General features: G+C 61.4%; 17 protein-coding genes and 1 riboswitch. Of the genes, 6 read left to right on the top strand and 11 right to left on the bottom strand.

The features are described from left to right. Positions 1–61 precede the first annotated feature (61 nt). From E1573_RS08070 to lpxO, 5 genes are all read right to left on the bottom strand, one after another. Entirely contained in the window at positions 62–2,191 is a 2,130-nt protein-coding gene (locus E1573_RS08070) for a TonB-dependent siderophore receptor (protein ID WP_133212385.1), read from the bottom strand. Positions 2,192–2,296: 105 nt separating this feature from the next. Beyond that, a riboswitch (cobalamin riboswitch) is annotated at positions 2,297–2,504 on the bottom strand. Positions 2,505–2,613: 109 nt separating this feature from the next. Next, the gene (locus E1573_RS08065) at positions 2,614–3,171 is read right to left on the bottom strand and encodes a GNAT family N-acetyltransferase (protein ID WP_133212383.1); all 558 of its coding nucleotides are present in this window, start codon (positions 3,169–3,171) and stop codon (positions 2,614–2,616) included. A gap of 83 nt (positions 3,172–3,254) precedes the next feature. Next, a complete protein-coding gene (locus E1573_RS08060) occupies positions 3,255–3,599 on the bottom strand; it encodes a carboxymuconolactone decarboxylase family protein (protein ID WP_133212381.1) in 345 nt (114 codons plus the stop codon). Between the two features lie 117 nt (positions 3,600–3,716). Continuing rightward, a complete protein-coding gene (locus tag E1573_RS08055; RefSeq protein ID WP_133212379.1) occupies positions 3,717–4,709 on the bottom strand; it encodes a cytochrome-c peroxidase in 993 nt (330 codons plus the stop codon). Between the two features lie 131 nt (positions 4,710–4,840). Then, positions 4,841–5,740 (bottom strand): lipid A hydroxylase LpxO, encoded by a 900-nt coding sequence (lpxO, locus tag E1573_RS08050; RefSeq protein ID WP_133212377.1) that lies wholly within the window; start codon positions 5,738–5,740, stop codon positions 4,841–4,843. A gap of 214 nt (positions 5,741–5,954) precedes the next feature. On the opposite strand from lpxO, the gene thpR reads away from it, so the two are divergent. After that, positions 5,955–6,503, top strand: a complete 549-nt coding sequence (thpR, locus tag E1573_RS08045) for an RNA 2',3'-cyclic phosphodiesterase (RefSeq protein ID WP_133212375.1) — start codon at positions 5,955–5,957, stop codon at positions 6,501–6,503. A 363-nt stretch (positions 6,504–6,866) separates the two neighbouring features. Here the strand turns inward: thpR and E1573_RS08040 are convergent, their stop codons facing one another. Continuing rightward, on the bottom strand, positions 6,867–8,069 hold the full coding sequence (locus tag E1573_RS08040; protein ID WP_133212373.1) for an NAD(P)/FAD-dependent oxidoreductase: 1,203 nt from the start codon (positions 8,067–8,069) through the stop codon (positions 6,867–6,869). Positions 8,070–8,267: 198 nt separating this feature from the next. Between E1573_RS08040 and E1573_RS08035 the strand changes: the two genes are divergently transcribed. Beyond that, positions 8,268–8,810, top strand: a complete 543-nt coding sequence (locus E1573_RS08035; RefSeq protein WP_133212371.1) for an Rrf2 family transcriptional regulator — start codon at positions 8,268–8,270, stop codon at positions 8,808–8,810. Positions 8,811–8,983: 173 nt separating this feature from the next. Here the strand turns inward: E1573_RS08035 and E1573_RS08030 are convergent, their stop codons facing one another. Next, entirely contained in the window at positions 8,984–9,598 is a 615-nt protein-coding gene (locus E1573_RS08030) for a cell wall hydrolase (RefSeq protein ID WP_133212369.1), read from the bottom strand. Between the two features lie 133 nt (positions 9,599–9,731). Between E1573_RS08030 and E1573_RS08025 the strand changes: the two genes are divergently transcribed. Further along, positions 9,732–10,580, top strand: coding sequence for a CAP domain-containing protein (locus E1573_RS08025; protein ID WP_133212367.1), 849 nt, complete (start codon positions 9,732–9,734; stop codon positions 10,578–10,580). A 9-nt stretch (positions 10,581–10,589) separates the two neighbouring features. Here E1573_RS08025 and E1573_RS08020 read toward each other — a convergent pair whose 3' ends face one another. Beyond that, entirely contained in the window at positions 10,590–12,035 is a 1,446-nt protein-coding gene (locus tag E1573_RS08020) for a SulP family inorganic anion transporter (protein WP_133212365.1), read from the bottom strand. A gap of 84 nt (positions 12,036–12,119) precedes the next feature. Between E1573_RS08020 and E1573_RS08015 the strand changes: the two genes are divergently transcribed. Then, positions 12,120–12,467 (top strand): SH3 domain-containing protein, encoded by a 348-nt coding sequence (locus E1573_RS08015; RefSeq protein WP_133212363.1) that lies wholly within the window; start codon positions 12,120–12,122, stop codon positions 12,465–12,467. 69 nt (positions 12,468–12,536) lie between these two features. On the opposite strand, the gene argC is transcribed toward E1573_RS08015, so the two are convergent. After that, positions 12,537–13,469 (bottom strand): N-acetyl-gamma-glutamyl-phosphate reductase, encoded by a 933-nt coding sequence (gene argC, locus E1573_RS08010; RefSeq protein WP_133212361.1) that lies wholly within the window; start codon positions 13,467–13,469, stop codon positions 12,537–12,539. A gap of 111 nt (positions 13,470–13,580) precedes the next feature. Between argC and E1573_RS08005 the strand changes: the two genes are divergently transcribed. Continuing rightward, positions 13,581–14,474, top strand: coding sequence for a LysR family transcriptional regulator (locus tag E1573_RS08005; RefSeq protein WP_133212359.1), 894 nt, complete (start codon positions 13,581–13,583; stop codon positions 14,472–14,474). On the opposite strand, the gene E1573_RS08000 is transcribed toward E1573_RS08005, so the two are convergent. Together E1573_RS08000 and fusA are read right to left on the bottom strand one after the other, a co-directional pair. After that, the gene (locus E1573_RS08000; RefSeq protein WP_133212357.1) at positions 14,471–15,193 is read right to left on the bottom strand and encodes a GNAT family N-acetyltransferase; all 723 of its coding nucleotides are present in this window, start codon (positions 15,191–15,193) and stop codon (positions 14,471–14,473) included. The two genes, E1573_RS08005 and E1573_RS08000, sit on opposite strands and share 4 nt — an antisense overlap. A gap of 197 nt (positions 15,194–15,390) precedes the next feature. Continuing rightward, positions 15,391–17,496, bottom strand: coding sequence for an elongation factor G (fusA, locus tag E1573_RS07995; protein ID WP_133212355.1), 2,106 nt, complete (start codon positions 17,494–17,496; stop codon positions 15,391–15,393). 186 nt (positions 17,497–17,682) lie between these two features. Here fusA and dsdA point away from each other — a divergent pair, with 186 nt between their 5' ends. Beyond that, a complete protein-coding gene (gene dsdA / locus E1573_RS07990) occupies positions 17,683–19,035 on the top strand; it encodes a D-serine ammonia-lyase (RefSeq protein WP_133212353.1) in 1,353 nt (450 codons plus the stop codon). Position 19,036 lies beyond the last annotated feature (1 nt).

Here is a 19,036-nt window from a genome sequence, read left to right as displayed (position 1 = left end):
GCTAGCGGTGTGTCAGGCAGCGCGCTATCGCGGGGCAAGCCCGCTCCCACCGAAAGTAATTTCAGAAGCTGTAATCCACGGTCGCGAAGTACGAGCGCGGCTCACCCATCAACCACTGCTCGCCACTGTGGGCGGTCGCGGCATAGCGGCGATCCAGCAGGTTGTTCACCTGCAGGCCCAGGCGCACTTCAGGCAGCATCTGCCAGCCGAGGTTGGCATCGACCACGGTAAAACCCGGCACCGTCTGGGTGTTGGCGGTATCGGCGTAGCGCGCATCGACATAACGCAGGCCCATGCCCGCATCCACACCGTAGCCCAGGCCTTTGCTCAGCCACAGGTTGGCGGTACGTCGCGGTACGTTGCTGGGGCGGTTGCCAGCACGGGAGACGGACTGGCCATTAACGGTTTGCTCGAAGTCGTCGTATTTGGCACGCACCACCGAGGCGTTGGCCGAGACATGCCATTGGTTGGCAAGGGCCAGTTCCAAAGTCGCTTCCAGGCCGTCGGAGGTCTGTTGCCCGGCTTGTTCTTTCTGGTGGGTCACCGGGTTGTCGACCAACAGCTTGTTCTTGACGATGTGATAGGCCGCCAACGTCCACTCACCGCGCCCGTCCCAGAACAACTGCTTGAGGCCAAACTCGGTTTGCTTGGCTTCGGTCAGGTCGAAGTTCTGCTGGCTGGGGCTGAGGGTCACCAGGTCGCTGACACCATCTTCACTGGTGGAATACTGCCCGTACAGCGACAGTTCATCGGTCACGGCAAACACCAACCCGGCACGCCAGTTGCCGCCGCTGAGGCTGCGGTCAGTGCGGCTGCCGTTGACCAGGTTGTCACGGTCGATATGGTTCTGATCACGGCGAATTCCGGTCACCAGCGACCAGCGATCAGACAGCTGTGTGCGGTTTTCAGCGAACAGGGCAAAGGTGCGGGTGGTGCTTTGGGTTTGCGGGCGCGTCGGACTATTGCTGTGAAAATACCCCGGTGCCGGGTTCCAGGGGTCGACAAAGTCGCCACCGACATCGTCGTAGGGCGAGTTGCTGTTGATGCCGAAGCGAATGCGGTTGTATTCGGCACCGACCACGGTTTTGCTGCTCAGGCCGAACAGGCTGTGATCGAAGGTAAAGCTCTGGCGATCACCGATTTGTTCTTGATCGTGTTTGATCTCAAGGTAGCTGCCACGTTGCAGTTGACCCAGGCTGCTGTCCCAGGTGTAGTCCTCGGCGTTGCGCCAGTGCCGACGGCTCTTGATGTAGTACAGCTGGTTGCTGGCACTGACCGAATCGCTCAGGGTCCAGTCGGTGTTCAAGCGGGTCCACTCGTCGTGGTAGCGCTGCACGTCATCGCGCACGTTGTAGTTCTTCTTGCGCAGGCTGTCGCGGTAGTGGCCGTCAATCAGCGGTGTGCCGAAGTAGTTCATCGGCTCGGCGTCGCCGCGCTCGTGGGCGAGGGTAAAGCTCAGGGTGTCGCTGGCGTCGAAGCGCAGGGCGGCGCTCATCGCCAGGCTGTTTGAACTGCCGCGATCCACCCATCCGTTGCTGGCCTGTTGATTGAGGGTGAGGCGGTAGCTTAGGCGCTCGCTCAACGAGCCGCCGCTGTCCAGGCCCAGTTGCTGACGGTCGTACGAGCCGTAGCCCAGGCGCAGGTGATTGTGGATCTCACCGAGGAATGGCTTTTTCGGGATCACGTTGATCACCGCGCCGGTGGCGCCTTCACCATACAGCACCGACGCCGGGCCGCGGATCACGTCAATGCGTTCGACCATCCACGGATCGACCGGGAAGGTCTGGGTGCCGGCACCGGTGTACATGCGTGAGCCGTCGAACAGGGTCATCACCGATCCGTGCCCCTGGAAGCCTCGGGCTGATAGTGCTGTGTTGCCATTGCCTGGTGTCGCTACCGAAGTGATGCCCGGTGAGCGGGTGACTGCATCCTGAACGCTTCGGTTGTTGCGCCCTTCGATTTCCTCGGCGCTGATGCTGCTGGTGCTGGCTGGGGTGTCCAGGGCGCTGAGGTTCAAGCGCGAGCCAGCGGGCAACGCTGTGGCCAGGCTGATAGGGTCGTTGTCGCTGCTGCTGGTGATGGCCGTTGAGGGTAAGGCCAGGGCGGTGTTTTCGTTTTCAGCAGCGAAGCAAGGCACGGAGAATGCCAGGCACGTGGCCGTGAGGGTATGAAGCTTGGAGTAACGGGACATGTCGTTCCACAATCATTGGAAGGAATGAATCCCGGAGGGAACAACGCATGGAGGAATTGCGCGCGCAGGCGCCCGCAAATCGGCCTGCGCCCGCCCACCGCGGGGTTGCCAAACAAAGCTTCAGGCCGGTCTCCGGGCTTGCGAGGGTCATGAAGGCCTTCACCTTCCCATGCCGTGGCACAGTGGTGTTTCGAAGGCTTCGCTCGCTTACCGTTGCGGGGGCAGCGCCGGACTAATCACCAGAGGTGACGCACCGGCTTCCCGTTTCACCCTGCGCACGGCGGCGCAGGACACCTGAAACTGGCGCGCATCTGAACATCGAAAGCCTTTGCAGTCAACGACTTGTAGGAGCGGGCTTGCCCCGCGATTGCAGTGTGTCAGGCCCAGCGTATCGCGGGGCAAGCCCGCTCCTACTGTTGATTTCAGCGGCCGCGTTTGCGCGAAACCACCGCTTCGATGTTCTTGCGCCCGATCAGCATCGGCTGCTGCGGTTGCTCCAGCCATTTGTACATCACCAGGCAATCCACCAGGCCCAGGCGCGCGTGGCGATAGGCGCGCGGCAAACGCCCGACCACTTCGAAGCCCAGCTTCTGCCACAGGGCCACGGCCACTTCATTAGTGGCCACCACCGAGTTGAATTGCATGGCGAGAAAGCCCTGTTCGCGGGCCAGGCGTTGTGAGTGTTCGCACATCAACCGGGCCACACCGCGCCCGCGTGCGGCGTCGCTGACCATGTAACCGCAGTTGCTCACATGGCTGCCGGGGCCGGCGGCATTGGCCTTGAGGTAATAAGAGCCGAGCAGCTCGCCATCTTCTTCTGCAACCAGGGTGTGAAGCGGTGCTTCCAGCCACAATTGACGTGCCTGCTCCTGGCTCATGCCAGCGTCGAAGGCGTAGGTTTCGCGGGCACCGACAATGGCCTGGAACGTTGGCCAGAAGCGTTCGAAATCGGCGGCGGTCATGGGGCGGATGTGAATCATGGCGGTTCCTGCTGGGTTGAACCGCGAGTCTGAAAGCGTTGCTGCCGGCATGCAACTGTTTGTGCATGCCGGCACGCTTATCGCTACTGCTCGAGCTTGCCCACCGCATCCAGGGCCCGTGCCGAATACACCAGGGCAGCCCCAGCATTCATGGCGACGGCCACCCCCAGGGCTTCGGCAATTTCCTCACGGCTGGCACCGTGTTTGACCGCCTGGGCCGAGTGCACTGCGATGCAGCCATCGCAGCGGGTAGTCACTGCCACGGCCAGCGAAATCAGCTCGCGGGTCTTGGCATCCAGGTGGTTGGTCTTGGCCCCGGCGCCGCTGGCGGTCATATAACCGTTGACGGTGTCGGGGGACAGTTGCTTGAGGTCGCCGATACCGGCCATCAACTGCTTACGGTAGGCGTCCCAGTCCATCATGCTCATCGTCTTCACCTTGTGCTGTTGGCAACATGAACAGTGAAGCTAGTTTTTTTCGGCCTGGGGCGCCGTTGGTCGTTGGGCGCAGATGACCAGTACTTTCGCACAGGGTCGGCTTCAGCCTTACCCGAACGGACGTGGGCGCGGCGTATCGTTGGTCGACGCTGGCAGCAGCGGAATGGCGAAGCTGGGTTGCTCGCCGGTCAGGGTCTTGAGGAAGGCGGTGATCTTGCTGACTTCGGCATCGCTCAGCTTACGCCCCAACTGCAAGCGCGCCATGATGTCCACTGACTCTTCCAGCGTCCAGTAGGCGCCATCGTGGAAGTAGGGGTAAGTCAGCTCGACGTTACGCAGGGTCGGTACCTTGAACAGGAAGCGGTCGGCATCCTTACCGGTCAGGCCGGCCACGCCTTCGGCGGGGTTGTCGGTTTTGTACGACTCGACCAGGCCCATTTTCTGGAAGGAGTTGCCGCCCAGGGCCGGGCCGTTGTGGCAAGCCACGCAGCCCACCGACTTGAACAGCTCGTAACCTTCGCGCTCGACCTGAGTAATAGCGTTTTTGTCGCCTTTGAGCCACTGGTCGAAGCGCGCGTTGGGCGTGACCAGCGTCTTTTCGAACTCGGCGATGGCATCGGTTACCGCGTCCAAGGTGATCTCATCGGTTTTGTACACTTGCTTGAAGGTGGCCTGGTACTGCGGAATCGAGCGCAGCACGTCGATGGCCAGGACATGGGTGAAAGCCATTTCCTTGGGGTTGGAAATCGGGCCAGCAGCCTGTTCTTTGAGGTCGGCGGCGCGGCCGTCCCAGAACTGCGCCAGGTTCAGGCTGGAGTTGAGCACGGTGGGCGAGTTGATCGGCCCTTGCTGCCAGTTGTGGCCAATCGAGCTGGGCAGGTTGTCGCTGCCGCCCATGCTCAGGTTGTGGCAGGAGTTGCAGGAAATAAAACCGGAGCGCGACAGGCGCGGATCGAAGAACAGTTGTTTTCCTAACTCGACTTTGTCTGCGCGGGTAACCTTGGCCGGTTCGATGGGTTGCACGGGCTCGTTGGTCGGGGTCGCGGCCCAGGCACCCGCGCTCAGACACAGACCCGCCGCCAGCAGGGACAGACGTTGCATGGTGGTTTCCTCATGGTGTGTTGGCTATCACGTTTTCCATGACCATGCCCGCAGCCTCCCGGGCAAGGATTGACCCGGGTCATGGACTGCTTGAGAAAACCAGCGGTTGCGGCCAGTCGCCGCAGGGGGCATCAGATGTAGATGAACACCAGCACCAAGGCGGCCACCACGGCCCATTTTTCCAGGTAGTAGCGGGTGCGATTGCGTTTCTTCAACGCTTTGCCGCGTGCGCGGATTTTATAGATACGGGTGAACAGGCGGTTGATGCCGCCAGTCTTGTCACCAGCATCGTTCGGTGCCGCCGCAGCGGCCATGACATTACGGCTGAACCAGCGATTGAACGCGGTGGCCCAACGGTACTTGAGCGGGCGCTCGACGTCGCAGAACAGAATGATGCGGTTGTGGTCGGTGTGATTGGCGGCGTAGTGAATGTAGGTCTCATCGAAAATCACCCCCTCACCATCGCGCCAGGCGTAGTTCTCGCCGTCGACGCAGATGTAGCAGGCATCGTCGTTGGGTGTGTCCAGGCCCAGGTGATAGCGGTAGGAACCGGCATAGGGGTCGCGGTGACGTACCAGTTTCGATCCCGGCGGCAGGGTGGCGAACATCGCCGCTTTGACGGTGCCGATGCCTTGCAGCAATTCGGTGGTGCGCGGGCAGAGCTTCATCGCCGAGGGATGGCTTTCGCCGTACCACTTCAAATAGAAACGCTTCCAGCCGCTTTTGAAGAACGAGTTGAAGCCGACGTCATCGTAGTTCTGCGAGCTTTTGATTTCGCCAACATGCAGCAGTTGCTGGGCTTCGGCACGGATTTCCTGCCAGTTGTCCTGCAGAGGCTTGAGTTCGGGAAAGGATTCGACGGGCAGGTAAGGCTTGGCCGGCAGTTTGGAAAACAGGTAGAGGAAGACGTTAACCGGCGCGAGGAAGCTGGAGTGGTCGCCGAGCTGGCGGGTGATTTTGTGCCGGACGCGGCCGCGAAAATGCACAAAGGCAATCGAGAAGACAAACAGCAGAACGAGAAAAATTTTCATGGGCGGATACTTGTCGATGTGGCGATGCGCCATGGCCTGAGCTCGCCAGCATAAACAAACATGACCGGAGTTTGTACTAAATGTTACTTAATCAGAGTTCGACATTAGTCCCACTCGCAAAGGTTTGCGCCGCGCATTTTTCGATGCAGATGTGGTGCTGAGTCGTCTTCCTACGGCAGACTGAACGACAGCGCAACTAAGCAAGGGGAAAGGCATGGTGCAAGCTATTCGCGAAACGGGCGAGCCCTTCAAGCGGTTATTCTTCGCGTTGGACTGTACCCCGCAGCAGCGCAGGGCAATTGCCCAATGGCGAAGCGAACTGAGGATAGAAAAAGGTCGGCCAGTGCCGTCGGCCAACTTTCACCTGACCCTGATGTTTCTAGGGGCGGTGGACACTGCCCAGCTTCCTGCGATTCTGGCAGCGGCTGCAGCTGTGAAGGTGCCTGGACAGGCCGTGACGGTGGAACTCGACCGGGTGGATGTCTGGCGTCCGGCCAAGGCCTTGGTGTTGACCCCCAGCGAGACACCGGCGGCCCTGCGGCAGTTGGTCTACGCCTTGCAACAAGCACTGCTACCCCTCGGGTTTGCCGAGCCCCCCAGGGAATACCGACCGCACCTGACCCTGGCTCGCGACTATCAAGGCCCGCCACCGCAGGCGCTGGTGGCGGCGGATTTCATCTTGCGGGCACGCCGCTTCACCTTGTTCGAATCCCGCAAGGGGCGTTACTGGCCGCTGGCGCATTGGCCGTTGCTGCCTGAATAGGGGGTAGACGGTCATGGGCCCGGCGAGCGCAAGGGAAATGCGCCAAGGTGGCGTTGATTGCCTGTACGCGGGTACTGATTGTGCGCTTGAATGCGATGCTCAAAAGCAGCTGGCTTGAATGTGCTTCGCTAGCAGCAGGGTAGACCCGGTGGGAGCGGGCCTTGCCCTGCGATCGGCTGCGCAGCGGCCGTAAAACCAGCTGCTTGCAAGGCAACTGACATACCGAAGCGACTGAATTGCTGCCGCTTCGCGCCAGATCGCAGGGCAAGCCAGCTCCCACCGGGAGCAGGCTTTCGGGCAAAGCCCTGCAAGGCAGTTGCTCCCACCCGGCGCTGTGGGAGCTGGCCTGCCCCGCGAGCGGGATCAGACCACTGGAATCATCGGATCGGCTGCCGCCAGTGCGGTGGCGCGGTCGGCCGCTGGCGGATAGATCCACACGCTATTGATCTGACCTTTGAGCGCTTTGGCCTCTTCGCGCAGCAGTTTCACCTGACGATCCCAGCCTTCGGTGTACACCGCGCCCCAGGCGCCCAAGTCGAGGCAGGTGACGTATTTGGGCTGGCTGTAAGTAACCGGCGTGACACCGAGCAGGTCCGCCGCCACGTTGTTGCCACTGTGACGACCCAAAACAATAGCGTGCTGGCAGGACATCACCGCGAAGTTGCCCAGCTCATCCGTAGCGGCGTAAGCCACATCGCCGGTGGCATAGACATGGGCCTGCCCCTTGACCTTGAGGTTGCGGTCTACATGCAGGCGGCCTTGAGCATCACGCTCGGCGGGTATTTGCGTGGTCAGTGCATTGGCGCGCACGCCCACGGTCCAGATCACGGTGTTTGCTTCGATCCGTTCGCCATCGGCGAGGGTCACGCCGCCAGCGTCTACGCCTGCCACTGAAGCATTGACGCGCCACTCCACACCCAGCGCCTCGGACGCTTCGATAATGGTCGGGCTGATACCTTCACCCAGCGCTGCACCAATCTTGGCGCCACGGTCGACAATGATGACCCGAACATCGGCATCGGCACCAAGGATGGCGCGCAGGCGTCCCGGCATTTCGGTGGCTGTTTCGATGCCGGTGAAGCCACCACCGGCCACCACCACGGTGTTGCGCGCCGCTGACGCAGGCAAGTTGGCCAGCGACTTGAGGTGCTGTTCCAGGCGCGCTGCCGATTCAATCTGATCGACGTCGAAGGCGTGCTCGTTGAGGCCGTCGATATTCGGGCGGAACACGCCGCTGCCGGCGGCCATTACCAGTCGATCATAGTCAATGTCGCGGCGTTGGCCTGCGGCGTCGGTATAGCTCACGCGCTTGGCGGCCACGTCGATCTGCTCGGCGGTACCCTGAATGAAGGTCACGCCCACCGCTTTGAACAGGTCGCCCAGCGGCGCTTTCATCTGATGGACATCAGGCTCGTAGAAGCGGGGGCGGATGCGCAGTTCGGCTTGTGGCGCCAAGACACTGATGGCGACATCGTTGCGGCCATGTTGGTCCAACAGGCGGGCTGCGCTCAGTGCGCTCCAGACACCACCAAAGCCTGCACCGACAATCAGAATGTGCTGTTTCATGTTGCTGCTCCACAGAGAAAAAAGGGTGACGGTGCGTGGTACCGGAGGGTTTCTGGTCAGCGCCGAACAACTACGACTCTATCGGTCGTAGTTGTTCGGCGCAAGTATTCTCGACGTACGGCAGTTGTTGCGGATATACGGATAGCTTGAAGTGATCAGGTGCTGGTATTATTGCGACAAATTCAGTCGGAGATTGACATGTCACTGTACAGCGCAGGGGTGGAGTACGGCATCCATTGCCTGGCCTTTCTGGTCGATGACCTGGGCGACAGCCGTGAAGCCAGCGTGCGTGATCTGGCGGAGTTGCAGGGCGTGCCTCAGGAATACCTGGCCAAGGTCTTTACCAAACTGGCCAAGGCCGGATTGGTGGTTGCCACTGAAGGGGTGCGTGGCGGCTTCAAGCTGGCCCGGCCTGCCGACGAAATCACCGTGCTGGATATCGTCACCGCGATCGATGGGCGCAAGATGATCTTCGAATGCCGGGATGTGCGTGATCGCTGTGCGTTGTTTGATGGCTCGCCGCCGAGCTGGGCGCAGGAGGGCACCTGTTCAATCCATGCCGTGATGCTTACGGCGCAAAAACGCATGGAAGAGGCATTGGCCCAACAAACCATCCTCGATATTGCCCGGCGTGTGGGGCGCAAGGCGCCGCCGGAGTTTGCCACGCAGGTGGCCGACTGGATCAATGATCGCCGCACGGGTAAACCGGCCGGGGATATCCAGCTGGTGGACGTTTCCTGAAGCAAGATCCGCTCCCACAGGGTCGGTGTGAATCGGGTGGGAGCTGGCTTGCCCTGCGATCTGGCGCGAAGCGCCAGCAATTGAGTCGCTTCGGTATGTCAGCTGCCTTGCAAGCAGCTGTTTTTACGGCCGCTGCACAGCCGATCGTGGGGTAAGGCCCGCACAAAATTCTCCTACCGCGCAGTCCCGTTACGCGGTTTGTAAAACAGGAAGTCGCTGGTTTCGGTGGTTTTCACATAGGCGCGTGCCCAGTCCGGTGAAACGTTCCGATCATGGAAGTACAGGGCACCACGGGTGCGGTCATCGAGCTGGCGGTTCAGCGCCTTACGCGCAATCTCCTTGGCGATGGCATAACGGTTTTCTTCCTGGACACTGTCGGAGCGGCCGTCGCACCACCAGGAGAACTGGCAGTTGCCGCTCTCTGAGCCTTGCTTGACCACGCCGCAAACGGTGTCTGGAAAACCTTCATGGCCCAGGCGGTTCATCACCACACTGGCGACCGCTTCCATGTCTGGCGCTTTGCCGCCCTTTGATTCCCAGTAGATGCTGCGCGCCATGCAGGTGATGGCGTCATCCAGCGCCGCCGCGCCGGCCGGGTCTACGGCCTGGACTTCACTCTGGGTGATGGCTTTACTCTTGGGAGCGGGAGGCGCATCGGGCTGCACGGCAGCTTTTTGTTCCAATACCTGGGCTTTTTCTTCGGCGACCTGCGCCTTGGGTTCGGCGGCCACAGCCAGTGGGGCAGAGCAGGCCAGGAGCAGGCAAGTCACAATCGTTGGCAGGCGCATAGGGAACCTACTCAGGTGAGGGGCGTGGAACTTCCCGTTACAGGGTCGACCACGCAGCGCTCAAAACATTCCCGCTGTTCGACGACGGGCGACTTCGCGCATCATAGGCAGCGTCCATTCAAGGGAGAGTTTCATGCGCGTCCTGTCATCCGCTCTGTGCTTTGTCGGCTTGCCATTGGCTCTGCTCGCGTGCGCCGCTCAGGCCAGCGAGCCGTCGCAATTGATCGACTCGATCAACAGCTACCGTAGCCAGGCCCAGCGCTGTGGCGGGCAGGCATCGTTGGAGTTGCCGCCATTGGCCAGTGATCCGCGGCTGGTGCTGCCTGCATCCGGTAGCGTCGATTTGCGCTCGGCATTGACCCAGGCCAATTACCCGATGGTGAATGTCCAGGCCATCACCCTCAATGGCCCTCGGGATGCCCAGGCGGCGATGAAAGCGGTGCAAGAGAGCTTCTGCCAGGTGGTGCTTGATCCGCAATTCGTGGATGTCGGCGTCAGCCAGGAAGGGCGCGACTGGCGCATTGTACTGGCGCGGCCATTGTTGGCCGGGAAACTGGGCGACTGGCAAGCCGAAGGCCAGAAGCTGCTGACGCTGATTAACAGCGCCCGCAGCCAGCAGCGCCAGTGCGGCGGCCAGGTCTTTGCCGCCGCCACGCCGCTGGCGTGGAATGCGACACTGGCCGGCGCGGCCGAAACCCACACCCGGGCCATGGCCAATCAGAACTTTCTCGACCATGTCGATCGTGATGGGCGTACCCCTGGCGATCGGGCGGAACTGGCGGGGTATGCCGGTCAGCAGACCGGCGAGAACATCGCCGCCGGCCAAGACACCCCGCGTAAGGTGCTCGACGGCTGGCTGGCCAGCCCTGGCCATTGTGCCAACCTGATGAACCCGCAATTCAGCGAGCTGGGCGCCGCCTATGCGGTCGACCCCAAGAGCGATGCCGGGATCTACTGGACCGCCATGTTCGGCGCACCGTAAGCGCTTTGCTCAGTGGTCGTGCAGGTCGGTGCGCTTGAGCAATTGTTTGCAACGCTCAGACAAGTGCACCACGCGCAGGTGCTTGCCGTTGTTGCTGTAACGCTCGCGCAGGGTCTTCAGTGCGGTAATCGCTGAGTAGTCAACGAAGTTCAGGTGCTGGCAATCAAGGGTGACCTGAGTCGGGTCGTTGGCCGGGTCGAACTGGTTGAGAAACGGCGTGGTCGAGGCAAAGAACAACGTACCGTGCACCCGGTACAGTTTGCTGCCGTCGTGCTCCAGGTGGCTGTCGGCGTACAGCTCACGGGCTTGCTGCCAGGCAAAGTTGAGCGCCGCAATGACAATGCCGAACAACACGGCGGTGGCCAGGTCGGTGAACACCGTGACCAGTGTCACCGCAATGATCGCCAGCATGTCGTTTACCGGCACCTTGTGCAGTACCCGCAGCGAGGCCCACGAGAAGGTTTGCTGCGCCACCACGAACATCACCCCGACCAGCGCTGCCAGCGGAATGCGCTCGATCAGCGGCGACAAGAACAGCACAAACATCAGGATCATCATCCCGGCCACCACGCCGGACAACCGACCGCGGCCACCGGAGCTGAGGTTGATGGCGGTCTGGCCGATCATTGCGCAGCCACCCATGCCACCGAACAGGCCTGAGGTCATGTTGGCCACGCCCAGGGCCACGCACTCGCGGTTGGGGTAGCCACGGCTCTCGGTGATCTCATCGGTGAGGTTGAGGGTCAGCAAGGTTTCCAGCAGGCCTACCAGCGCCATCAGGATTGCGTAGGGTGCGATGATCTGCAGCGTTTCAAGGTTCCATGGGATGTCGGGCCAGGTCAGTGCTGGCAGGCCGCCGGCGATATTGGCTAAATCGCCCAAGGTGCGGGTCGGCAGATCGAGCAGGTAGACGCCGACGCCCACGCCGAGGATCGCGATCAGTGCGGGTGGCACACTGCGGGTCAGACGCGGGAGCACGTAGACCACCGCCATGGTCAGCGCCACCAGGCCCACCATCAGGTACAAGGCCGAGCCGTTCAGCCAGGCACCGTCGTGTTTGAAATGCTCAAGCTGCGCCAGGGCGATGATGATTGCCAGGCCGTTGACGAAACCGAGCATCACCGAATAGGGCACCATGCGTACCAGTTTGCCCAGGCGCAGTACACCGAAGGCAATCATGATCAAACCGCCCAGCAACACGGTGGCCAACAAATACTGCACGCCGTGCTGCACCACCAGCGCGACGATTACCACCGCCATGGAGCCGGCAGCACCGGAAATCATTCCCGGTCGCCCGCCGAGCAGCGCGGTGAGTGTGCAAATGATAAAGGCGCCATACAGGCCCATCAGCGGATTGAGGTGCGCTACCAGCGCGAAGGCGATGCACTCGGGCACCAGCGCGAAGGACGTCGTAAGCCCGGCCAGGACATCGGCGCGCAAGGAAGTTGCTTTCATGGTGGGGGAGGCTGCCAGCGAAAAAAGGGTAGGATGCTACGAAAATTCGCGGCAGTGAGCCAGTGTTCAAAGGGAGGTGAAGCAGTGAAATTCGTGGTGATTACTCAACACAGGAGCGAGTACCCAGCACCCATTACGTTTGCCAAGGGTGCAGCCTTGGTGGTTGGCGAGTGTTATGAAGGTGAAGAGGGCTGGGATAACTGGTACTTCTGCAGCACCCCCGGCCAGTCCAGTGGTTGGGTGCCGGGGCAAGTGATCGAGCGGCTGGAAGGCGATCAAGGGCGGGCACTGGACGATTACTGTGCGCGAGAGTTGAATGTAGAACCGGGTGAGCACCTGCTGGGTAGCCGACAGCTGAATGGTTGGGTGTGGTGTGAAAACGCCGATGGTCGCCAAGGGTGGGTGCCTTTGGTGGTGTTGCGAAAAGGTTGATCGCGGGGCAAGCCCGCTCCCACAGCGATTTACTGTGGGAGCGGGCTTGCCCCGCGAAACCATCTGCAATCAGGCCATCGCCGCCAGCATCAACTCCAGGTTTTGCACTGCTGCTCCAGAAGCGCCTTTGCCGAGGTTGTCGAACACCGCCGTCAGCAGTACTTGCCCATGGGCTGCATTGGCAAACACCGCCAAACGCAGGTTGTTGCTGTCATTCAGTGCTTGCGGATCGAGCATGGGCGCTGCCTCACCATGCTCCAACGCTGCCACCTGGACGTAACGCGCGCCGTGGTAGTGCTGGCGCAGGCACTCATGCAGGCGCGCCGCAGTGACGCCGTCAGGCAGCAGTCGGGTCTGCAGGGCGATGGTCAGGGCGATGCCCTGGCGGTAGCTGCCATAACTGGGCACGAACACCGGACGCTCGGACAAGCCTGCATGCTGCTGGATCTCCGGCACATGCTTGTGATCCAGATTCAAGCCGTACACCAGCACGCCTTGGCTTGCTTGAACCCCAGGCGTTTCATAGCGCTCGACCGCCGCACGGCCGCCACCGGAATAGCCCGATACCGCATTGACGGTCAGCGGGTAGTCCGACGGTAGCAAGCCGGCGCTGACCAACGGCCGCAGCAAGGCAATGGCGCCGGTAGGGTAGCAACCGGGGTTGCTGACACGCGTGGCCTGGGCGATGCGCTCGGCTTGCTGCTCGTCCAGCTCCGGCAACCCGTACACCCAGCCAGCGCTGGTACGGTGCGCGGAGCTGGCATCGATGACCCGCACCTTCGGGTTGCTGATCGCCGCCACCGCCTGGCGGGCGGCGTCGTCGGGCAGGCACAGAATCGCGACATCGGCACTGTTGATCGCCTCGGCGCGGCGCTGTGGGTCTTTGCGCTCGCTGGCGGGCAGGGTGAGCAAGCGCAAGTCTTCACGCCCGTGCAAGCGGGCATGGATCTGCAGACCGGTGGTGCCTTGGTCGCCATCGATAAAGACAAGAGGCTGGTGCATGGTGTTCTCAACGGATCAGTACGGGAAGTGCCTATGCTCGCGCCGAACTGGACGAAAGAAAATTTGAATATCATGATGCTTATGTTCATAAAAACTGAATGAAGTCCAACCATGCGTGAAATCAGCCTCGACCGCTTGCGCACCCTGGTGGTGATTGCCGACCTCGGCTCGTTTGCCCAGGCCGCCCGCACGCTCAACCTGGCGCCGCCGACGGTCAGCCTGCACATTGCTGACCTTGAAGCACGCATCGGTGCGCCGTTGCTGACGCGCAAACGCGGTCAGGTTCATCCCACGGCGATTGGTGAAACCCTGCTCGAGCGTGCGCGTCGCCTGCTGGCCGATGCCGAACAGGCGCTGGATGAGGTGCAACGTCAGGTTCAGGGGCTCGGTGGACGTGTGCGTCTGGGGGCCTCGACCGGGGCGATTGCCCATTTGCTGCCGCAGGCGTTGGATATTCTTGGCGTGCGCCACCCTGGCATCGATGTTCAGGTACAGGTACTGACCTCGCGTGAGTCGCTGACACGCCTGCAAGACGGCACCCTGGACCTGGGGCTAGTGGCGTTGCCGCAAGCCGCAGTCAAAGGAGTGCAGATCCAACCCTGGCGCCGTGACCCGATCATGGCCTTCATCCCGAGCAGTTGGGCGCCGCCCGCGCGTATCACCCCGGCCTGGCTGGCCAGCCGCGCGTTGATCCTTAACGACACCACCACCCAACTGTCGCGGGTGACCGGCGACTGGTTCGCCACGGCGGGCCTGCAACCGGACGCGCGGATCCAGCTCAACTACAACGATGCGATCAAGAGCCTGGTGGCCGCTGGCTATGGCGCGACGTTGCTGCCCCACGAAGCCAGTTCGCCAGAGCCGGACCCGCGTCTGTGCATGCGCCCGCTACGTCCGGGGTTGTGGCGTCACTTGGGGATTGCCAGCCGGCAAGGGCAAGTCGAACAGAGCACCGCCTATGTGCTGCACGTGCTGGTTGAGCTGGCTGCACAGGCTCGGGTTTAGACCAGGCGCACGGCAGTGCCCCGCTGCAGCCAGGCACGCTCCCCCAGGCGCTCCTGAACAACTGCCTGGGCTTTGCGCTGTAGCTGGTCGAGGTGTCGATCACGTTGTTTCTCGGCATCGACCATGGCGCGCTTGCCATGCTGTTTGAGCAAATAGCTATGGATCTGTTGCACTTCAACCGTGCGGTACAGCGGCGCTACATCGAGCATCGCTACCTGGCCAGTGCTGGCATGATCGCGGGTGTTCATCAATACCTGTGGGCCGCGTGCGGCGATGACGTTAAAGCCCATGGCCTCGAAATGCCCCACCTTGTTTGCTGCACAGGCGAGCTCTGCGTGAGGGTAGCGCTCGGTCATCCCGGCCAGCAGGGCGCGGGCGATGCCTTGGCGCCGATGTTGACTGTGCACGGCGAGGTAGGCCACGCAGCAAGCTTCGGTGTCGTTCTGCACTGGCAAGTACAGGACAAAGCCGGTAACAGTCTGTGGCTCGTGCGGGTCAGTGGTCACGATCAACTCAACGGACAAACTGCCCGCTTCACCAATGGACGCCAGGTAATGGTGCACTTCAAGGCCAACGGCGTATTGGTAGAGGTTGTACAGCGGGTTGCTGGGTGGCAGACCGACCGCACTGATATCGGTAAGGTTGTCGACCACCAATTGCAGAATCTGGCTCTTGATCGACTCCTCGGGTGGGGCGACAAAATGAGTGAGGGCGAACATTGAGGCAAACTCCGCTGACTGGGCTGGGCGGGCAAGTCTACAGGCCTGGCCGGAGCGGGGCTATTGCCAGTGGAGGTAGGGTGGTGTGTGTGTGTGTGGGAGCGGGCTTGCCCCGCGATTGCAATGTGACTTACACACCGCAATCGCGGGGCAAGCCCGCTCCCACACATACACACACCACCTGCTAGCGAAAGGCCTTACCCCTGTTTTTTGATGATCGCCTCAGCAATGTTCGCGGGCGCTTCGGCATATTTGGTGAACTCCATGGTGTAGCTGGCACGCCCCTGGGTCATCGAGCGCATCTGTGTGGAGTAACCGAACATCTCGCCCAGCGGTACTTCGGCCCGAACCACCTTGCCAGCAGGGGTCTCATCACCTTGCTGGAGTATGCCGCGACGGCGGCTCAGGTCGCCCATGATGTCGCCCTGATACTCTTCCGGGGTCACCACCTCGACTTTCATCACCGGCTCCAGCAGCACGGCCCCACCTTTTTGTGCCAGCTGTTTGGTGGCCATCGACGCTGCGATTTTGAAGGCCATTTCGTTGGAGTCGACGTCGTGGTACGAACCATCAAAAACCGTGGCTTTCAGCCCGATCAGTGGGTAGCCGGCCAGGACGCCGTTCTGCATCTGTTCTTCGATGCCTTTTTGTATGGCTGGGATGTATTCGCGGGGCACCACACCACCGACAACTTCATTGACGAACTCCAGGCCTTCCTTGCCTTCCTCACCCGGCGCGAAGCGAATCCAGCAGTGACCGTACTGGCCACGACCCCCGGATTGGCGGACGAATTTGCCTTCGATTTCGCAGGTGTTGCGGATCTTCTCGCGGTAGGCCACTTGTGGTTTGCCAATGTTGGCTTCAACGCCGAACTCGCGCTTCATCCGGTCAACGATGATGTCCAGGTGCAGTTCGCCCATCCCCGAAATGATGGTCTGCGCAGTTTCCTCGTCGGTGCGTACCCGGAAGGAAGGGTCTTCCTGGGCCAGCTTGCTCAAGGCAATACCCATTTTCTCTTGGTCAGCCTTGGTCTTGGGCTCTACCGCCACCGAGATCACCGGATCGGGGAAGTCCATGCGCTCAAGGATGATCGGCTTGTTGAGGTCGCACAGGGTGTCGCCGGTGGTCACGTCTTTCATGCCGATCAGCGCGGCAATGTCGCCGGCACACACCGCCTTGATTTCCGCCCGCTGGTTGGCATGCATCTGCACCATGCGGCCCACGCGTTCTTTTTTGCCTTTGACCGAATTGAGTACAGCATCACCGGAGCTAAGTACGCCGGAGTAAACGCGGGCGAAGGTCAGGGTGCCGACGAAGGGGTCGGTGGCAATCTTGAAGGCCAGGGCCGAGAAGGGTTCGTTGTCGTCGGCGTGACGTTCCAGATGTTTGTCTTCGTGATCAGGGTCGGTGCCGTTGATAGCCGGGATTTCCGACGGGGCTGGCAAATAGTCGATCACCGCATCGAGCATCAGCGGCACGCCTTTGTTCTTGAACGAGGAGCCGCAAATAGCCGGAACGATTTCATTGGCCAGGGTGCGTTTGCGCAGCCCGGCTTTGATTTGTTCGTTACTCAGTTCCTGCCCATCGAGGTAAAGCTCCATGAACTCGTCACTGGCCTCGGCGGCAGCCTCGATCATGTGCGCGCGCCATTCATTGGCCAAGTCTTGCAACTCGGCGGGAATCTCTTCTTCGCGGTAACTGGTGCCCTGGTCGTCTTCGTTCCAGTAAATGGCCTTCATTTTCACCAGGTCGATCTGGCCTTTGAAGTTCTCTTCGGCGCCAATGGCCAGCTGGATTGGTACCGGGTTATGGCCAAGGCGTTTGTCGATCTGATTGACTACCCGCAGAAAGTCGGCGCCCTGGCGGTCCATCTTGTTGACGTAGGCCAGGCGTGGAACATGGTATTTGTTGGCCTGACGCCAGACCGTCTCGGATTGCGGCTCAACCCCATCGGCACCGCTGAACACCACCACCGCGCCATCGAGCACGCGCAACGAGCGTTCCACCTCAATGGTGAAATCGACGTGGCCGGGGGTGTCGATGATGTTGAAGCGGTACTTGCTGGGGAATTGCTTGGTCGAGCCTTGCCAGAACGCCGTGGTGGCGGCGGAGGTAATGGTGATGCCGCGCTCTTGTTCCTGGGCCATCCAGTCCATGGTCGCGGCGCCGTCATGGACCTCGCCCATCTTATGGTTGACGCCGGTGTAGAACAGAATGCGTTCAGTGGTGGTGGTCTTGCCGGCGTCCACATGGGCGACGATGCCGATGTTGCGGTACAGCTCGATGGGAGTGGTGCGCGCCATGATGGGTCACCTGTAGTCGATGCGTAAGACGAAGAGGAGGGTATTCCCAAGGTAGCAGAAGTGCGCTGTTCTGCACGCGCGCGTACAGATGAACCTGGATCATCCATGGGCATAGAAACCATCGGTTGTAATATCCCCGGCGCCTGTCGCTTAATCGTGCTATCCGCTTGCCCATGGAGTATGACAATGCCGCTGGAAACACCCGTGAATGCCTGGTGCCAGAGCCACCCGCTGATCACCGAGCTGGTAGGGTTACGCCCCACCCGCTGGTTCAATCCCGCACTTGCACCGAGTGCGCAGGCGTTGGCCGACGTGCCGCTGAGCAGCCAAGATGTGCGCGAGGCCAGCGAGCGTTTGCAACGCTTTGCGCCGTTCATCGAGTCGGCCTTCCCTGAGACCTCCGCCAGCGCAGGTATTATCGAGTCGCCATTGTTGCCGCTGCAGGCCATGCAGGCGTTGTTGCAGGCCGAGTATCAATTACCCGAAGGCGGCGCGTTGTGGCTTAAAGCCGACAATCTGTTGCCGATTTCCGGTTCGATCAAAGCCCGTGGCGGCATCTATGAAGTGCTCAAACACGCCGAGGACCTGGCGCTGGCCGGCGGTTTGCTGCAGCCGGGCGATGATTACGCCACGCTCGACAGCGACACCGCGCGGGCCTTTTTCAGCCAATACAGCATTGCCGTAGGCTCTACCGGCAACCTTGGCTTGTCGATTGGCATCATCAGTGCGCGCCTGGGTTTCAAAGCGACGGTGCACATGTCAGCCGACGCCCGCCAGTGGAAAAAGGACCGCCTTCGCGCCCACGGCGTTGAGGTGCGCGAATACAGCGCCGACTACAGCGTGGCGGTAGAGCAGGGGCGTCGCGAGGCCGAAGCCGACCCGCTGTGCCACTTTGTCGACGATGAAAATTCACGCAATCTGTTCCTCGGTTACGCTGTGGCCGCCGAGCGTCTGCAGCGTCAGTTACAGGCGCAGGGTATTGAGGTGGATGCCGAGCATCCGCTGTTCGTCTACCTGCCGTGCGGTGTGGGTGGGGGGCCTGGCGGCGTGGCCTTTGGACTCAAGCTGGTGTTTGGCGATGCCGTGCACTGCGTGTTTGCCGAGCCAACGCATTCGCCCTGTATGTTCCTTGGGGTGTACACCGGGCTGCACGATCAGGTCTCGGTGTATGACTTCGGCATCGACAACCAGACGGCTGCCGATGGTCTGGCAGTGGGGCGGCCTTCCGGTTTTGTCGGGCGAGCGATGCAACGCTTGATCGACGGTTACTACACCGTGGATGACGCCACCCTGTACCGCCAGCTGGCCCAGTTGCACGCGAGTGAAGGCTACGCGCTGGAGCCATCTGCGCTCGCGGGGATGCCCGGCATCGTAGAGGTGCTGCAGGAACAACAAGGCTATCGACAGCGCCTCGGCCTGACCGCCGCGCACATGGCCCGCGCCACGCATCTGGTCTGGGGCACGGGCGGCAGTATGGTGCCGACGGCGGAAATGGAGGCTTACCTTCGTCAGGGGCGCAGCCTGCTGGCCGGAGACTGAT

Origin of the sequence: Pseudomonas sp. H9, assembly GCF_004353925.1 — a bacterium.
Taxonomy (GTDB): domain Bacteria; phylum Pseudomonadota; class Gammaproteobacteria; order Pseudomonadales; family Pseudomonadaceae; genus Aquipseudomonas.
This window is presented reverse-complemented; position numbering and strand designations above follow the sequence as displayed.

Excerpts from the sequence above, each read along its gene's own strand:
- E1573_RS08070 (WP_133212385.1), bottom strand. The coding sequence starts at position 2,191 with ATGTCCCGTTACTCCAAGCTTCATACCCTCACGGCCACGTGCCTGGCA.
- E1573_RS08065 (WP_133212383.1), bottom strand. The coding sequence starts at position 3,171 with ATGATTCACATCCGCCCCATGACCGCCGCCGATTTCGAACGCTTCTGG.
- E1573_RS08060 (WP_133212381.1), bottom strand. The coding sequence starts at position 3,599 with ATGAGCATGATGGACTGGGACGCCTACCGTAAGCAGTTGATGGCCGGT.
- E1573_RS08055 (WP_133212379.1), bottom strand. The coding sequence starts at position 4,709 with ATGCAACGTCTGTCCCTGCTGGCGGCGGGTCTGTGTCTGAGCGCGGGT.
- lpxO (WP_133212377.1), bottom strand. The coding sequence starts at position 5,740 with ATGAAAATTTTTCTCGTTCTGCTGTTTGTCTTCTCGATTGCCTTTGTG.
- thpR (WP_133212375.1), top strand. The coding sequence starts at position 5,955 with ATGGTGCAAGCTATTCGCGAAACGGGCGAGCCCTTCAAGCGGTTATTC.
- E1573_RS08040 (WP_133212373.1), bottom strand. The coding sequence starts at position 8,069 with ATGAAACAGCACATTCTGATTGTCGGTGCAGGCTTTGGTGGTGTCTGG.
- E1573_RS08035 (WP_133212371.1), top strand. The coding sequence starts at position 8,268 with ATGTCACTGTACAGCGCAGGGGTGGAGTACGGCATCCATTGCCTGGCC.
- E1573_RS08030 (WP_133212369.1), bottom strand. The coding sequence starts at position 9,598 with ATGCGCCTGCCAACGATTGTGACTTGCCTGCTCCTGGCCTGCTCTGCC.
- E1573_RS08025 (WP_133212367.1), top strand. The coding sequence starts at position 9,732 with ATGCGCGTCCTGTCATCCGCTCTGTGCTTTGTCGGCTTGCCATTGGCT.
- E1573_RS08020 (WP_133212365.1), bottom strand. The coding sequence starts at position 12,035 with ATGAAAGCAACTTCCTTGCGCGCCGATGTCCTGGCCGGGCTTACGACG.
- argC (WP_133212361.1), bottom strand. The coding sequence starts at position 13,469 with ATGCACCAGCCTCTTGTCTTTATCGATGGCGACCAAGGCACCACCGGT.
- E1573_RS08005 (WP_133212359.1), top strand. The coding sequence starts at position 13,581 with ATGCGTGAAATCAGCCTCGACCGCTTGCGCACCCTGGTGGTGATTGCC.
- E1573_RS08000 (WP_133212357.1), bottom strand. The coding sequence starts at position 15,193 with ATGTTCGCCCTCACTCATTTTGTCGCCCCACCCGAGGAGTCGATCAAG.
- fusA (WP_133212355.1), bottom strand. The coding sequence starts at position 17,496 with ATGGCGCGCACCACTCCCATCGAGCTGTACCGCAACATCGGCATCGTC.
- dsdA (WP_133212353.1), top strand. The coding sequence starts at position 17,683 with ATGCCGCTGGAAACACCCGTGAATGCCTGGTGCCAGAGCCACCCGCTG.